This is a genomic window from Curvibacter delicatus NBRC 14919 (assembly GCF_001592265.1).
Taxonomy (GTDB): domain Bacteria; phylum Pseudomonadota; class Gammaproteobacteria; order Burkholderiales; family Burkholderiaceae_C; genus Hylemonella; species Hylemonella delicata.
Genome location: NZ_BCWP01000007.1, coordinates 47,767 through 63,266, shown reverse-complemented (window position 1 = coordinate 63,266; position 15,500 = coordinate 47,767). Strand labels below are relative to the sequence as shown.

Below are 15,500 nucleotides of genomic sequence, written 5' to 3'. Positions count from 1 at the left end.
CCGGGCTGGACCTCCGGCATCGCGCAACCTGGATCTGACGATCCGCCTGAATGACCGATCTCTTGCTTAGGGACAACATGGAAAACTCCCGCGATGCCCGATTCAATGCCGTGGCGACTCGGCTCGGCCACAGTTTCGACGGCGAAATCAGAGTCGGCGGCCATTACGCGCCGGTCGTCCGGCATGGTGCCGAGCTGTACATCAGCGGCCAGGTGCCACGTGTGGACCAGACGGTGGTTGTCACCGGCCGCGTCGGCACGGACGTGACACTGCTACAGGCACAGACCGCCGCCCAGATCTGCGTCATGCGGGGGCTGGCGCTGCTGCGCCAGACCTTGGGCAGCCTCGATCAGATCGAGCGCGTGCTGCGGATGACGGTTTACGTCCAATGCAGCCAGGACTTCACCCAACTCAGCGAAGTGGCCGACGGCGCCTCCGACATCTTGCATGAGATCCTGGGCGAGGCCGGCGTGCACACGCGCACCTCGGTTGGCGTGTTCCAGCTGCCGAAGAATGCGTCCGTCGAGCTGGACCTGGTGGCCGCTGCGAAGACTACTGCCGGATGACATCCGCCCCCTTGGGCGGCTGGAAACGGAAAGCGTCGGCGGCCAGGCGCGGGTTGATCTCGACCTTGCTGAAATTCAGCACCGAACGCTGGCCAAAGCTGTCGAGGATGTCGAGCGCAGCCAGTTCGGGCACCTTGTCCGCCGCGCGAAAACCGACCCGAATGGACTGCAATTGGCCCTCTTTCGCCTTCGGCTTCGCCTCCACCCACTGCAGGCCATCCTTGTCGGGCAAGGCCGCCAGTGTGAAGTCCGCCTGCAGCGCGCGCAGGTCGGGGGCGGACGCGATCAGCGCGGCCGGCGTGCTGCCCAGCGCCTGCGCCTGCTTGCGTGACGTCACCTGGTTGAGGTCCACGTCATAGAGCCACAGCGTCTGGCCATCGGCCACGATGCTTTGTTCGAACGGTTTCTTGTAGATGAACTTGAAGCGGTTGGGCCGCACAAACTCAAAGCTGCCGCTGGAAGTCTTGTGGCGCGCAGCCTGCCCTTCACGCGCCGGCATGGACACCACCTGGGTGAACTCGGCACGGCCGCTGCTGGCGGAGCGCATGAAAACCTCCAGGCTTTCCAGGCCGTCCGCCCTCGCCGACATTGCGCCAAACGCTATCAAAAACAGAGCAAAAATAATCTTCAAGGCTGTCACTCCGCGCGCGATGGCACCAGGATTTCACGCTGCCCGTTGCTGCTCATGGCGCTGACCAGGCCGGCTTTTTCCATGTCTTCCACCAGCCGGGCGGCGCGGTTGTAGCCGATCTTCAGGTGGCGCTGCACCAGCGAGATGCTGGCCTTGCGGTTCTTCAGCACGATCTCAACCGCCTGGTCGTACATCGGATCCTTCTCGCCGCTGCCGCCGCCTTCGCCGCCGGGGCCGTCTTCGCCATCCACCGTGCCGCCTTCGAGCACGCCTTCGATGTAGTCCGGCTCACCCTGGGCTTTCAGGTAGCTCACCACACGGTGCACCTCGTCGTCACTGACGAAGGCCCCGTGCACACGCACCGGCAGGCCGGTACCGCTGGCCATGTAGAGCATGTCGCCCATGCCCAGGAGCGCCTCGGCACCCATCTGGTCGAGGATGGTGCGGCTGTCGATCTTGCTCGACACCTGGAAGGCGATACGGGTCGGGATGTTGGCCTTGATCAGGCCGGTGATCACGTCCACACTGGGGCGCTGCGTGGCCAAGATCAGGTGGATGCCGGCAGCGCGTGCCTTTTGCGCCAGGCGGGCGATCAATTCTTCGATCTTCTTGCCCACCACCATCATCAGGTCGGCCAGCTCGTCGATGACCACCACGATGTGCGGCAGCCGCTCCAGCGGCTCCGGGCTCTCGGGCGTGAGGCTGAACGGGTTGTAGATGAACTCCTCGCGCGCCTTGGCTTCGTCGATCTTGTGGTTGTAGCCGGCCAGATTGCGCACGCCCAGCTTGCTCATGAGCTTGTAACGACGCTCCATCTCGGCCACGCACCAGTTCAGGCCGTGCGCGGCCTGCTTCATGTCGGTCACCACCGGCGCCAGCAGGTGCGGAATGCCTTCGTAGACCGACATCTCCAGCATCTTGGGGTCGATCATCAGCAGGCGTACGTCGCGCGCCTCGGCCTTGTACAGCAGCGAGAGGATCATGGCGTTGATGCCGACCGACTTGCCGGAGCCGGTGGTGCCGGCCACCAGCACGTGCGGCATCTTGGCCAGGTCGGCGACCACCGGGTTGCCCACGATGTCTTTGCCCAGGCCCATGGTCAACATGGACTTGGCCTCGTTGTAGACCTGCGAACCCAGGATCTCGGACAAGCGGATGGACTGGCGCTTGGCATTGGGCAACTCCAGCGCCATGTAGTTCTTGCCGGGAATGGTCTCGACCACACGGATCGACACCAGGCTCAAGCTTCGCGCCAGGTCCTTGGCCAGACCAACGATCTGCGAGCCCTTCACGCCGGTAGCCGGCTCGATCTCGTAACGCGTCACCACCGGGCCCGGCTGGGCCAGCACCACCCGCACCTCGACGCCGAAGTCCTTCAACTTCTTCTCGATCATGCGGCTGGTCATCTCCAGCGTCTCGGGCGCCACGCTCTCCTGGCGTGCCGGCGCACCGTCCAGCAGGTCGACCTGCGGCAGCTTGGAGTCCGGCAGCTCGCTGAACAGGGGTTTCTGCCGCTCCTTGGCGACGCGCTCGCTCTGCGGCACCTCCACCAGCACGGGTTCGATCAACACGGGCGCGTGATGCTGCTCGATGATCTCCTCGCGCTCCTCCATCACCACTTCCTCGCGCTCGCGCGCGGCCTGCTGGCCCAGAGCCAGGTCTTCGGCAATCTCGCGCTTTTCGCGCCGGGACTCGATGAAACCGTCAATCCAGCCGCCCAGGCGTTCGGCCACATGGCCCCAGGAAAAACGGAACACCAGCGCCGAGCCAAGCACACCCAGGCTGATGGCCACCAGTGCCGAACCGGCAAACCCCAGCCAGCGCACGCTGAACGGACCGACGAAATACCCCAGCACGCCACCACCATGGCCCGGCAGGCGGGCTTCCAGGCTGTAGAAACGGGCCCACTCGATGGCGGCACTGGCACACAGCAACATGACCAGGCCCAGCCAGAACGCCGCGCGGCTGGCGGCCCAGCGGCTCAGGCGCGACGACTCGTGCACCGACGGCGCCTCTCCCTCCAGCAGCTCATGGCCGCGCAACCAGCGCGCCAGCGAAGCCAGCCAGGCGCGCACGCCGGCAGCAAAGGCCCACCAGACCGAAAAACCGAGCAGGTAATAACTCGCATCGGCCAGCCAGGCCCCCAGGCGGCCGCCGCGGTTGTGGATGGCGCCACTCTCACCCGAGGTGGACCAGGCCGCGTCCTGCAGCGAATGGCTGCTCAGCGCCATCAGCCAGAAGGCCAGCCCCACCAGACCGGCCACCAGGGCCAGTTCGTGGGCAAAACGGCTCCAGCCCGCGCGGGCCGGCGCCTCCTCTTGGCGGGATGGGTTGTTCAGGGTATTGAGGGAGTAAGTCATAGGCAGGAATGGGGCTTAGCTTACCGCAGCCCAGGCCGTTTTTCGCACGGCCCTGTGGTCAATTCGTCCCGCTGGCTCAAGGGCATCTGGCGGGCGTCCGGCGTCCGGCGCCATCCGTTCTTACAATCAGCGCTGCATCCCCCTTGCAAAGGTTTCAGAATGTCACAGAACAAGCATGCCCAAGTCCTGATTCTCGGCTCCGGCCCGGCCGGCTACACCGCCGCCGTCTACGCTGCGCGCGCCAACCTCAAGCCGCTGCTGATCACCGGCATCGCCCAGGGCGGCCAGCTCATGACCACCACCGAAGTCGACAACTGGCCGGCCGACGTGGACGGCGTGCAGGGCCCGGACCTGATGCAGCGCTTCCTCGCCCACGCCGAGCGTTTCAAGACCGAAATCGTGTTCGACCACATCAACAAGGTCGACTTCCAGAAACGCCCCTTCACCCTGACCGGCGACAGCGGCACCTACACCTGTGACTCGCTCATCATCGCCACCGGCGCCTCGGCCAAGTACCTGGGCCTGCCGTCCGAGCAGGCCTTCATGGGCCGCGGCGTCTCTGGCTGCGCCACCTGCGACGGTTTCTTCTACCGCGACCAGGTCTGCTGCGTGGTCGGCGGCGGCAACACCGCCGTGGAAGAAGCGCTCTACCTCTCCAACATCGCCAGCAAGGTCTACCTGGTACACCGGCGCGACAAGTTCAAGGCCGAGCCGATCCTGGTGGACAAGCTGATGGACAAGGTGGCGGCCGGCAAGATCGTGCTCAAGACCTTCCAGACGCTGGACGAGGTGCTGGGCGATGCCAGCGGTGTAACCGGCATCCGCCTCAAGAGCACCAAGGACGGCAGCACCGAAGATCTGGAACTCAAGGGCTGCTTCATCGCCATTGGCCATGCGCCCAACACCGAGATCTTCCAAGGCCAGCTGGAACTGGAAAACGGCTACATCGTCACCCAGGGCGGCCTCAAGGGTTTTGCCACCCAGACATCGGTGCCGGGCATCTTCGCCGCCGGCGACGTGCAGGACCATGTGTACCGCCAGGCCATCACCAGCGCCGGCACCGGCTGCATGGCGGCGCTGGATGCGCAGCGGTTTTTGGAGCAGGAGGGGTAAGAAACCACCCCCGACTCTCGCCCACTGCGTGTGGCTCGCATCCCCCCTCAAGGGGGCGCACCCAGCGGCCCGGCCAAGCCGGTTCCGCGGGTGCCTGCGAACGGGCCAGCGCTGCGCGCGGCCATAGGCTTGCATAGCGCGGCCAAATTCCCTTATAATTCAAGGCTTTGCTGGGTTCGCCCAGTGATCATGGGTTACCGCCACCCTACTGGCGAGGTGAGGCGCTCACGTCAGTGACCGCCGTTTTGAAGAAAGCGAAGTGTCCTCATGGCACGCGTATGTGAAGTCACGGGCAAGGGCCCGATGGTCGGAAACAATGTTTCCCACGCCAACAACAAAACCAAGCGCCGGTTCCTGCCGAACCTGCAATATCGCCGTTTCTGGGTTGAATCCGAGAACCGCTGGGTCCGTCTGCGCGTTTCCAGCGCCGCCCTGCGTCTGATCGACAAGAATGGTATCGACTCCGTGCTCGCCGACCTGCGCGCACGTGGCCAAGCTTAAGGAGCTGAATCATGGCAACCAAAGGCGGACGCGAAAAAATCAAGCTGGAATCCACGGCCGGTACCGGTCACTTCTACACCACCAGCAAGAACAAGAAAACCATGCCCGAGAAGATGGCGATCATGAAGTTTGATCCCAAGGCTCGCAAGCACGTGGAATACAAGGAAATGAAGCTGAAGTAATTCAGTCTTTCCTCACGCAAAAAAGCCCGCTTCATGCGGGCTTTTTTGTGGCTGTTTGTTCGGCTGTTCTGACTGCCGGATTTCATCGCCGTGCGACAAGGCTGCGCACCGCAAGGCTCACGCAGCAGCCCTGACTTCGGCTCGCCTTCTTGGGTTTCCTTTTGAATCGACCATCGCGTTGAGACCTGACATGCCAAGCGGCCACCCACAAAAAAGCCCGCGTGAAGCGGGCTTTTTTAGATGCAGGAGAAACCGCGGAGGTATCAGGCGCGTGCTGCACGCAGCTTGCGCGAGAACTCCTGCAGCGCGGCAATGCCGCTTTCCTCGGCGTGGCGGCACCAGGCCTGCAGGTTGGCCAACAGCTGTTCGCGTGACAGCGAGGTGTTGAGCCAGAGCTGGCGCAGCTCTTCACGCATGGTCACCATCTTGTCCAGTGCCGGCGAAGCGGCACGCGCCTTGGCCAACTCAGGCACGGCAGCAGCGGGCACCTTGTCAGCGTCGCGGTGCAGCCAGCGGCTGGCGGCCTTGATGACGGCGGTGTCGGCACTGCGGGCCTTCAGCGCCGCCACTTCCTGCTGGAAGGCGCGCTGCATGCCATGGGCGTAACCCGCCATGATTTCGTAGCGGTTGGCAATCAGGGCCTCAAGTGTCTTCTCGTCGGCCACCGGCTTGATGTCGCCGAAAGCGAGCTTCGGCGGTGTCTTCTTGACCTTGGCCAGACCGACTTTCTGCATCAGGCTGATGTAGACCCAGCCGATGTCGAACTCATAGGGCTTGACCGAGAACTTCGCCGAGGTCGGGTAGGTATGGTGGTTGTTGTGCAGTTCTTCGCCGCCAATGATGATGCCCCAGGGCGTCAGATTGGTGCTGGCGTCCGGCGCCTCGAAGTTGCGATAACCCCAGTAATGGCCCACGCCATTGACGACGCCTGCAGCCCAGAACGGAATCCACGCCATCTGGACGGCCCACACGGCCAAACCGGCCGCACCGAACAGGGTCAGGTCGATGATCATCATCAGGCCCACACCCTGCCACGAATAGCGGGTGTAGAGGTTCTGCTCGATCCAGTCGTTCGGCGTGCCATGGCCATAACGCGCCATGGTTTCCTTGTTCTTGGCTTCGGCGCGATAGAGCTCGGCACCTTCCAGGAACACCTTCTTGATGCCATACACGTGCGGGCTGTGTGGGTCCTCGGCCTGCTCGCACTTGGCATGGTGCTTGCGGTGGATGGAGGCCCACTCCTTGGTCACTTGGCCGGTGGTCATCCAGAGCCAGAAGCGGAAGAAGTGCGAGGCAATCGGGTGCAGGTCCAGCGCGCGGTGTGCCTGGTTGCGGTGCAGGAAGATGGTGACGCTGGCAATGGTCACGTGCGTCATGGCCAGGGTGAACAGAACGATCTGCCACCAGGAAAAATCCAACAGGCCATGGGCGAACCACTCAATGGCCGCATTCAGCACAGCCCAGTCAGGTAACAGCATAGTCAGAGACTCTCAACGAAATGAATAGGAATAGTAATAAGGGCAAGCGATTGCTTACCCCCGTAGGCATGAATTTTAAGGGTTTCGGCCCGGTTTGACCATCCCTGGGCAGCTGCAGACGAAAACCGTGAATTCAAGTCAGATGATCACTTCTTTTGCCAAATTGCGGCAAAAAACCCATCTGTTTGATGCTTGTGCGGCCACAGGCGCAGGTATTTCTGGCCGCTGTCGCCACCGCTGCACAGGCTGGCAGCGCCCTCCACCTTCAGCTGGGCCAGCAGCTCACCGGCCTCCAGCGGCTGGAAATCGCTGTGGGCAGCCGAGAAGGCCTCTGCAATGGCCTCGTTTTCCTGCGGCAGGATGCTGCAGGTGGCATAAACCAGCCGGCCGCCGGGCTTGAGCAGACGCGCCGCGCTGGCCAGGATGGCGGCCTGCTTGACGGTCATCTCCTGCACCGCTTGCAGGTTCTGGCGCCATTTCAGGTCCGGGTTGCGCCGCAGCGTGCCCAGCCCCGAGCACGGCGCATCCACCAGCACCCGGTCGAGCTTGCCGGCCAGCCGCTTGATGCGATCGTCACGCTCATGGGCAATCGCCGCGGGGTGGACGTTGGACAAGCCGCTTCGTGCCAACCGCGGTTTCAGCGCCTCCAGCCGGTGCGCCGAGGTGTCAAAGGCATAGAGCCGCCCGGTGCTGCGCATGGCCGCACCAATGGCCAGGGTCTTGCCGCCGGCACCGGCACAGAAATCGGCCACCATCTCGCCACGCTTGGCCTCCAGCAGCAGGGCCAGCAGTTGCGAGCCCTCGTCCTGCACTTCGATGGCGCCACGCGTGAAGGCATCGAGCTTGTTCAGGGGGGGTTTGCCCTCGATGCGCAAGCCCCAGGGCGAATACGGCGTCGGCACCGCCTGGATGCCAGCCTGCGCCAGTTCCTTCTGGATGGCCTCGCGCTTGGCCAGCTGGGTGTTGACGCGCAGGTCCAGCCCGGCGCCCAGGTTGAGGCTGTCAACCAGCGGCCAGAAGCCGTCGCCCAACTGCTCCTTGAGCGGCTGCACCAGCCAGTCGGGCAGGTTGTGGCGATGCCGGTCCATCAGGTCGGTCGGCTTGACCTGGTCGCACTGGTCAAGCCACTGTTTTTCCTGATCCGTCAGCGCACTCTTGAGGAAGTCGCGCGGGCCATAAAAACCGAGGATGGCCAGGCGCCGCTCCTTCGGGCCGCTGCCCGAGAGCGCCAGCTGGTCGAACAGCAGCTTCTTGCGCAGCACGGTGTAGACGGTTTCAGCCAGCGTGGCGCGCTCGCGCGGGCCGAGGCCGCGGTTGTCGCGGAAAAAGCGCGACACGATGGCGTCGGCCGGATGATCAAACTTGAGGGTGAGCCGGACGAGCTCGGAGCAGACGTCCAACAGGGATTTGGGATGCATAGGGGAGAATTGTCCCATGCTTGAGGAAAAACTCCCCCCGTTGATCGAAACCCGGCCCGGCATCTACCGCCACTACAAGAACCTGATGTACGAGGTGCTGGGCACCGTACGGCACAGCGAAACGCTGGAGCCGATGACGCTGTACCGCGCGCTCTATGGTGAACGCGGCCTGTGGGTGCGGCCGGCGGCCATGTTTGGCGAAGCAGTGGTGATCGATGGCGTGCGGCAGCCGCGTTTTGCCTGGGTTTCAGAGACAAATCAGCAGCAAGACCCCGATAAATCTGCGCAATAAGCTATCGTTTTTGTAGCAACTGAACCACTGCGCGTGGGTAGATCAGGTGCTCCTGCGTGAGCACGCGCGCCGCCAGCGTATGTTCATCGTCGCCCGGCAGCACCGGCACCACGGCCTGGGCCAGGATCGGGCCATGGTCGAGTTCGGCCGTGACCTGGTGCACGGTGGCACCGGCGAACTTGCAGCCAGCGTCAATCGCGCGCTGGTGCGTGTGCAGACCCGGAAAAGCCGGCAGCAGCGAGGGATGGATGTTGAGCAAGCGGCCTTCGTAATGGTTGACAAAGCCAGGCGTCAGGATGCGCATGAAACCGGCCAGCACCACCAGCGCCGGCTCGAAGCGGTCGATCGCCGCCATCAGCGCGGCATCAAACGCCTCGCGTGACGCAAACCCCTTGTGGTCCAGCACCTCGGTGCTGATGCCATGGTCACGCGCAAAAACCAGCCCCTGGGCATCAGCCTTGTTGCTGATGACGGCCGCTACCCGGGCATCGAACTTGTCCTGCCAGCGCTCGCACTCGGCAGTCTTGACGATGGCGGCCATATTGGAGCCGCCGCCGGAAATCAGGATGACGATGTTTTTCATTTCTTGCTTCTGAGCCAGACTGGATTGTGCACGGCCAGGTGACCCGGCTGCAAAGACGCCCAACGGGGAACGCCGTGGAACCGGCAAAGCCTGAGCCACCGGTGTCGTCCCCCTGGAGGGGAAGATGGCCGCACGCAGTGGGCCGGCCCAGGGGGGTGCCTATTTCTGGCTTGTCGCGGTTTGGACAGGGCTTAGCGAACGATCGTGCTAAAAACACAGGCTTGCGCTTGCAACATGAATATGCGCAACCTGTTTGGAGACATCTATGGATTTGGCATTCACCCCCGAAGAACAGACATTCCGCGAGGAGATCCGCGCCTGGGTGCGCGACAACCTGCCGGCCGACATTGCCCACAAGGTGCACAACGCCCTGCACCTGACCCGCGACGATATGCAGCGCTGGGCCAAGATCCTGGGCAAGAAAGGCTGGCTCGGCTGGGGCTGGCCCAAGCAGTTCGGCGGCCCGGGCTGGAACGCGGTGCAAAAGCACCTGTTCGAGGAAGAATGCGCCCTGGCCGGTGCGCCGCGCGTGGTGCCCTTTGGCCCGGTGATGGTGGCCCCCGTCATCATGGCCTTCGGCAGCCCGGAACAACAGCAACGCTTCCTGCCCGGCATCGCCAGCGGTGAAGTCTGGTGGAGCCAGGGCTACAGCGAGCCGGGCTCCGGCTCCGACCTGGCCTCGGTCAAGACCCGTGCCGAACGCAAGGGCGACAAGTACATCGTGAACGGCCAGAAGACCTGGACCACGCTGGGCCAGTATGGTGAATGGATCTTCTGCCTGGTGCGCACCAGCACCGAAGGCAAGCCGCAGACCGGCATCTCCTTCCTGCTGATCGACATGAAATCACCCGGCGTGACGGTGCGACCGATCCGCCTGCTCGACGGCGAGTGCGAAGTGAACGAGGTGTTCTTCGACAACGTCGAAGTGCCGGCCGAGAACCTGATCGGCGAAGAGAACAAGGGCTGGACCTATGCCAAGCACCTGCTGAGCCATGAGCGCACCAACATCGCCGACGTCAACCGCGCCAAGCGCGAACTGGAGCGACTGAAACGCATCGCCAAGGCCGAGGGCGTCTACGACGACGTGCGTTTCCGCGACGAGATCGCCAAGCTGGAAGTGGACGTGGTGGCGCTGGAGATGCTGGTGCTGCGCGTGCTCTCCGCCGAGAAGTCGGGCAAGAACTCACTGGACATCGCCGGCCTGCTCAAGATCCGCGGCAGCGAGATCCAGCAGCGCTACAGCGAACTGATGATGCTGGCCGCCGGCCCCTACGCCGTGCCGCTGATCCGCGAGGCGATGGAAGCCGGCTGGCAGGGTGACTACCCCGGCGGTCTGCTGGCCAATGCCCCGCTGGCCTCGACCTACTTCAATATGCGCAAGACCACCATCTACGGCGGCAGCAACGAAGTGCAACGCAACATCGTCGCGCAGACGATTCTCGGCTGATCGCCGCAGGAACAGGAGAACAACATGGATTTCGATTTCACCGACGACCAGCAGCAACTGCGTGACGCCGTGCACAAATGGGTGGAGAAGGGCTACGGCTTCGAGCGCCGCCGCGCCACGGAAGCTGCCGGCGGCTTCTCACGCGAGGCCTTCAATGAACTTGCCGAACTGGGTCTGTGCGGCCTCTACATCCCGGAAGACGACGGCGGCCTCGGCATGGGCCCGATCGAAGGCATGGTGGTGATGGAAGAGCTGGGACGCGGCATCGTGCTCGAGCCGCTGGCGCAAAGCCTGATTGCCGGCGGTGTGCTCGCCGGTTACGCGGGCGCCGAGCTCAAGGCAGCCTGGTTGCCGCGCATTGCCTCGGGCGAGGCGCTGGTGGTGCTGGCGCAGCAGGAACGCCGCGCACGCTACCGCCTCGATGTGTGCGACAGCAAGGCAACCCAGACGACCGCTGGCTGGACCGTCTCCGGCACCAAGAACGTGGTGCCGGCCGGCGACCAGGCCGACGCCTTCCTGGTGCCCGCCACTGCGAACGGCAAGATCGCCCTGTTCCTGGTCGAACGCACGGCAACCGGCGTCACCACGCGCGGCTACGGCACGCAGGACGGTGGCCGCGCGGCCGACGTGGTGCTGGCCAACACGCCGGCGCAACTCGTCACGCTGGACGGCCTGACGGCGCTGGAGCACGCCGTAGATATCGGCATTGCCGCCACCTGTGCCGAAGCCGTTGGCGTGATGGACCAGACCCTGGCCGTGACACTGGAATACATGAACACGCGCAAGCAGTTCGGCGTGGCGATTGCCAGCTTCCAGGCCCTGCGCCACCGCGCGGCCGACATGAAGATGCAGCTGGAACTGGCGCGGTCCATGAGCTATTACGCCAGCCTCAAGCTCAATGCCCCGGCGGAAGAGCGCCGCCGCGCCATGGCACGCGCCAAGTACCAGCTGGGCCAGTCGATGCGCTTCGTCAGCCAGCAGGCGGTGCAGTTGCACGGCGGCATCGGCGTGACCGACGAGTACATCGTCAGCCATTACTTCAAAAAGCTGACGCAGCTGGAGATGACTTTTGGCGACAGCCTGCACCAACTGGGCGAAGTGTCGGCCCGCATGCAGGACACGGCCGGCGTGTTTGCCTGACACGTTCCCGATCTGCCATTAAAAAAGCCCGCCAGCATGTTGCTGGCGGGCTTTTTCATGTCACAGGCGGCTCAGAATCCCAGGGTATGGGGCAGCCAGGTCGAGATGGCCGGCACAAAGGTCAGCAAGACCAGCACGATGAAATGCGCCAGCAGGAACGGCGGCAACTCGCGCGTGAGTTCCGCCATCGACACCCGGGTGGACACGGCCGTGACGAACAGCAGGCCGCCGACCGGCGGTGTGATCATGCCCAGCGTGAGATTGACGATCACCACCATGGCAAAGTGGGTCGGGTCGATGCCCAGCGTGGCGGCAATCGGCGCCAGGATCGGCACCAGGATCATCACGCCCGGCAGCGGCTCCATGAAGATGCCGAAGACCAGCAGCAGGATATTGACGGCAATCAGGAAGGTCACTGGCGACAGGTTCCAGCCCACGATGGCTTGCGACACCTGCTGCGGCACACCTTCCACCGTGAGCACCCAGGCGAACGCGGCCGAGGTCGCCATCACCAGCAGCACGGAGGCCGTCAGCAGTGCCGAGCGCGCCGCAATGGCCGGCAGTGCCTTCCATTCCAACGTGCGGTAGATCCACTTGCCGCACACCAGCGCGTAGAACACCGCAACCACCGAGGCCTCGGTCGGCGTGAAGATGCCGAAACGGATGCCGACCAGGATCAGCACGATCAGCATCAGGGCCGGAATGGCCTTGACGCTGTTGACCAGCATCTCGCGCGCCGAGGGACGCGGCTGGGTGGAGCGGTAGTTGCGCCGGGTGCAGACGCGCCAGTTGACAAAGGCCATGGCCAGCGCGATCAGGAGGCCCGGCAGGAAGCCGGCCATGAAGAGCCCGCCGACCGAGACCTGTTCGTCCTGCATGGCGTAGATGATCATGCTGATGGACGGCGGAATGATGGGGCCGACGATGGCGGTGCTCGACGTCAATGCTGCGGCGTAGGCACGCGAATAACCGGCCTTCTCCATCATCTTGACCATCATGGAGCCGGGGCCGGCCGCATCGGCCAGTGCCGAGCCGGAAATGCCCGAGAACAGGGTGAGCGACAGCACGTTGGCATAACCCAGCCCGCCGCGCAGATGGCCGACAAACTGCGCCGCAAAACGCAGCAGCACCGCCGTCAGTGCACCACCCGACATGAGCTCGGCCGCCAGGATGAAAAACGGCACCGCCATCAGCGGAAAGCTGTCGATGCCGGTGAACATCTCCTTGAAGACCACGAGTTGCGGGTAGCGGCCGCCGACGAACACCGCCAGCGCGGCCGACATGGCCAGCGCGAAAGCCACGGGAAAACCCAGTGCCATCAGCACGACGACGGCAATGAAAAGTGTGAGGGTCATGGAATGTCTGTCCTTCCTACGTCAGAGCGAAGCTGCGGCTTCGGCGTCCATCTCGCCGGACTCGATGTAGCTGCCGTCAGTGATGTAGCCGCGCACGATGAACAGCAGGTGCACGAACATCAGCAGAAAACCCACCGGCATGGCCACGTAGATGAAGGAGATCGGAATGTCGGTCGCCGCCGTGGTCTGGAAACGCGTTGCCCAGACGTAGAGGATCGAGAAATAGGTCATCACCAGGCAGAAGATACCGATGCCGACCACCACCACGGTGCGCAACCAGCGGGCGGCACGTGTGCTCACCGCCTGGTGCAGGTTGTCAATTGCCACGTGGCCACCGAAGCGCAGCACCAGCCCGGCCCCGAGGAAAGTGCCCCAGATCATCAGATGCCGCGCCACCTCCTCGGCCCAGACGATGGAGTCGCCCGTGGTGTAGCGCAGCACCACATTGGCAAAAACGATGCAGGCCATGGCCAGCAGCAGCAGGATCAACAGCCAGCGGTTGCAGGCCACCAGGATGCGCTCAATGCGGTTCAACATAGTCGGGGTCGGCACCGGGGGTGTCGGGTCATGAGGATTTAAAACAAACGCCCGGACAAAGCCGGGCGGTGCAGGTTCAGGACAGCAAACCGCTGTTTATTTGACCGCTGCGATCTGGTCCAGCGTTTTCTGCCCGTACTTGGCCGCGTACTGCTTGTAGGCGGGAGTCAGGGCAGCCTGGAACGGTGCATTGTTCACTTGGGTCACGACCTTCACGCCGTGCGATTTGATCTCCTCCACACCCTTTTTCTCGACGTCGTCGACGAACTTGCGCGAGGCCTGGGCGCCGAGCTTGGCGCCCTGGATGAAGGCGGCCTTCTGTGCCTCCGTCAGGCTGCCGAAGAAAGCGGGCGAGACGATCAAGGCAATCGGCGCGTAGACGTGGCCGGTCAGCGTCAGGTTCTTCTGCACCTGCCACAGCTTGGCCGAGACAAAAACCGACAGCGGGTTTTCCTGGCCGTCGATGGTGCCCTGCTGCAGGGCGCCGATCACCTCAGGCCAGGCCATGGGGGTGGGCGAAGCGCCCATGGTGCGGAAAGCCAGGATGTGAACCGGGTTTTCCATGGTGCGGATCTTCAGGCCCTTGAGGTCGTCGGGCTTGTTCACCGGGTGCTTGTTGTTGCTCAGATGGCGGAAACCCTGCTCGCCCCAGGCCAGGGCAATCAGGCCGCGTTTCTTGAACTTGGTCAGCAGGTCCTGGCCGAACTCGCCGTCGAGCACCTTGCGCGCATGGGCGGTGTCACGGAACAGGAAAGGGATGTCCACCACGCCGACTTCCGGCACGAAATTGCTCAGCGCGCCGGTGGACACGATGATGGCTTCCACCGTGCCCAGTTGCAGGCCTTCGATCAGCTCGCGTTCGCCGCCCAGGGCGCTGGAGGGGAACTGCTTGACCTTGAAGGCATTGTTGGTCGCCTTCTCAACCGAATCAGCCCAGGCCTGGGCCGCAGCGCCATAGTGCGAATTGATGGCCAGTGCATAGCCAATCTTCACCTCCCGGGCTTGCTGCGCAAACGCAACGCCAGTCGCAGCAGCCAGCAAGGCGGCCGCACAACTCGTAAGGACGGAACGGCGAAAGGTCATGATGGGGACTTTCTCAGAAACGTTGACGGGAATGATGAGCGTGCATTGTAGTTTTCCCGCCGCCGGCTGCGCGCCGCCTCAGCGACATCAGTCCGGCCCACCTGCAGCCTACGTGAGCAGCCGCGAGGACTTGGGCACATGCGCCATCAGGAACTCCATCTGGTCGGCCAGGATGCGGCGGTTGCGCAGAATGAAGTCTTCCCACAGGCTGGGCACGTAGGGCGCGTAGAGCAGGGGCATGTTGGCCTGCTCGGGGGTGCGATGGCTCTTGCGGTGATTGCAGGCACGGCAGGCGGTGACCACGTTCATCCAGTGGTCCTGGCCATTCTGCGCGAACGGGATGATGTGCTCGCGCGTCAGTTCGGTCTCATGGAAGTGGTCGCCGCAGTAGGCACAGACGTTGCGGTCGCGCACGAACAGCTTGCTGTTGGTCAGGCTGGGCCGCAGGTTGAAGGGGTTGATGTTGGGCACGCCCTTGGTGCCAATGATGCTGTTGACCGAGATGATGGACTGCTGGCCCGTGATCGCGTTGTGGCCACCATGGAACACGGCCACCTTGCCGCCGGATTCCCAGCGCACCTCATCGGCGGCGTAGTGCAATACCGCCTCTTCGAGCGAAATCCACGACTGGGGCAGCCCTTGGGCCGACAGCTTCAAGACTTTCAAAACACGCCTCCTGACCGGTCACAAAACCATTCAAACGGAACGCTTGCGTCTGCGGCAGCCGGCCGGGCCGTGCTGCCTCGCCATGGGTCACAATATACCCTGTTTTCATGACAAATTGGCGGCAGTTGCTTTACGTTACAGCGCTGAC

General features: G+C 63.6%; 16 protein-coding genes. 7 read left to right on the top strand and 9 right to left on the bottom strand.

All coding sequences use genetic code 11. The features are described 5' to 3' along the window. Positions 1 to 77 precede the first annotated feature (77 nt). Positions 78 to 566 (top strand): RidA family protein, encoded by a 489-nt coding sequence (locus CDE01S_RS05245; protein ID WP_066704686.1) that lies wholly within the window; start codon positions 78 to 80, stop codon positions 564 to 566. Here CDE01S_RS05245 and lolA read toward each other — a convergent pair. Together lolA and CDE01S_RS05235 are read right to left on the bottom strand one after the other, a co-directional pair. Continuing rightward, positions 553 to 1,197 carry an outer membrane lipoprotein periplasmic chaperone LolA gene (gene lolA / locus CDE01S_RS05240; protein WP_084382749.1) on the bottom strand — a complete coding sequence of 215 codons (645 nt, stop codon included), beginning with the start codon at positions 1,195 to 1,197 and terminating at the stop codon, positions 553 to 555. The genes CDE01S_RS05245 and lolA overlap by 14 nt on opposite strands. Before the next feature lie 5 nt (positions 1,198 to 1,202). Beyond that, the gene (locus CDE01S_RS05235; protein WP_066704680.1) at positions 1,203 to 3,557 is read right to left on the bottom strand and encodes a DNA translocase FtsK; all 2,355 of its coding nucleotides are present in this window, start codon (positions 3,555 to 3,557) and stop codon (positions 1,203 to 1,205) included. A 159-nt stretch (positions 3,558 to 3,716) separates the two neighbouring features. Between CDE01S_RS05235 and trxB the strand changes: the two genes are divergently transcribed. The 3 genes from trxB (at position 3,717) to rpmG (ending at position 5,353) form a co-directional block, all read left to right on the top strand. Continuing rightward, positions 3,717 to 4,670 (top strand): thioredoxin-disulfide reductase, encoded by a 954-nt coding sequence (gene trxB / locus CDE01S_RS05230; protein WP_066704678.1) that lies wholly within the window; start codon positions 3,717 to 3,719, stop codon positions 4,668 to 4,670. 267 nt (positions 4,671 to 4,937) lie between these two features. Next, the gene (gene rpmB, locus CDE01S_RS05225) at positions 4,938 to 5,171 is read left to right on the top strand and encodes a 50S ribosomal protein L28 (RefSeq protein ID WP_066704677.1); all 234 of its coding nucleotides are present in this window, start codon (positions 4,938 to 4,940) and stop codon (positions 5,169 to 5,171) included. An 11-nt stretch (positions 5,172 to 5,182) separates the two neighbouring features. Then, positions 5,183 to 5,353, top strand: a complete 171-nt coding sequence (gene rpmG / locus CDE01S_RS05220; RefSeq protein WP_066704675.1) for a 50S ribosomal protein L33 — start codon at positions 5,183 to 5,185, stop codon at positions 5,351 to 5,353. Between the two features lie 263 nt (positions 5,354 to 5,616). Here rpmG and CDE01S_RS05215 read toward each other — a convergent pair whose 3' ends face one another. Together CDE01S_RS05215 and CDE01S_RS05210 are read right to left on the bottom strand one after the other, a co-directional pair. Then, positions 5,617 to 6,831 (bottom strand): DesA family fatty acid desaturase, encoded by a 1,215-nt coding sequence (locus CDE01S_RS05215; RefSeq protein WP_066704673.1) that lies wholly within the window; start codon positions 6,829 to 6,831, stop codon positions 5,617 to 5,619. A gap of 146 nt (positions 6,832 to 6,977) precedes the next feature. After that, on the bottom strand, positions 6,978 to 8,249 hold the full coding sequence (locus tag CDE01S_RS05210) for an RsmB/NOP family class I SAM-dependent RNA methyltransferase (RefSeq protein WP_066704672.1): 1,272 nt from the start codon (positions 8,247 to 8,249) through the stop codon (positions 6,978 to 6,980). A gap of 16 nt (positions 8,250 to 8,265) precedes the next feature. Between CDE01S_RS05210 and CDE01S_RS05205 the strand changes: the two genes are divergently transcribed. Continuing rightward, positions 8,266 to 8,541: a DUF1653 domain-containing protein gene (locus tag CDE01S_RS05205; RefSeq protein ID WP_066704670.1), complete on the top strand. Its 276-nt coding sequence runs from the start codon at positions 8,266 to 8,268 to the stop codon at positions 8,539 to 8,541. Position 8,542: 1 nt separating this feature from the next. Here CDE01S_RS05205 and purN read toward each other — a convergent pair whose 3' ends face one another. Further along, positions 8,543 to 9,124: a phosphoribosylglycinamide formyltransferase gene (purN, locus tag CDE01S_RS05200; protein ID WP_066704668.1), complete on the bottom strand. Its 582-nt coding sequence runs from the start codon at positions 9,122 to 9,124 to the stop codon at positions 8,543 to 8,545. A gap of 265 nt (positions 9,125 to 9,389) precedes the next feature. Here purN and CDE01S_RS05195 point away from each other — a divergent pair, with 265 nt between their 5' ends. Continuing rightward, the gene (locus CDE01S_RS05195; RefSeq protein WP_066704666.1) at positions 9,390 to 10,571 is read left to right on the top strand and encodes an acyl-CoA dehydrogenase family protein; all 1,182 of its coding nucleotides are present in this window, start codon (positions 9,390 to 9,392) and stop codon (positions 10,569 to 10,571) included. Between the two features lie 24 nt (positions 10,572 to 10,595). Next, entirely contained in the window at positions 10,596 to 11,711 is a 1,116-nt protein-coding gene (locus CDE01S_RS05190; RefSeq protein WP_066704664.1) for an acyl-CoA dehydrogenase family protein, read from the top strand. A gap of 71 nt (positions 11,712 to 11,782) precedes the next feature. On the opposite strand, the gene CDE01S_RS05185 is transcribed toward CDE01S_RS05190, so the two are convergent. The 4 genes from CDE01S_RS05185 to CDE01S_RS05170 form a co-directional block, all read right to left on the bottom strand. Continuing rightward, on the bottom strand, positions 11,783 to 13,066 hold the full coding sequence (locus CDE01S_RS05185) for a TRAP transporter large permease (protein WP_066704662.1): 1,284 nt from the start codon (positions 13,064 to 13,066) through the stop codon (positions 11,783 to 11,785). Positions 13,067 to 13,087: 21 nt separating this feature from the next. Beyond that, positions 13,088 to 13,603, bottom strand: coding sequence for a TRAP transporter small permease (locus tag CDE01S_RS05180; RefSeq protein ID WP_066704661.1), 516 nt, complete (start codon positions 13,601 to 13,603; stop codon positions 13,088 to 13,090). Between the two features lie 96 nt (positions 13,604 to 13,699). Then, a complete protein-coding gene (locus tag CDE01S_RS05175) occupies positions 13,700 to 14,686 on the bottom strand; it encodes a TRAP transporter substrate-binding protein (protein WP_066704660.1) in 987 nt (328 codons plus the stop codon). Positions 14,687 to 14,794: 108 nt separating this feature from the next. Further along, the gene (locus CDE01S_RS05170) at positions 14,795 to 15,352 is read right to left on the bottom strand and encodes an HNH endonuclease (RefSeq protein WP_066704659.1); all 558 of its coding nucleotides are present in this window, start codon (positions 15,350 to 15,352) and stop codon (positions 14,795 to 14,797) included. Positions 15,353 to 15,500 lie beyond the last annotated feature (148 nt).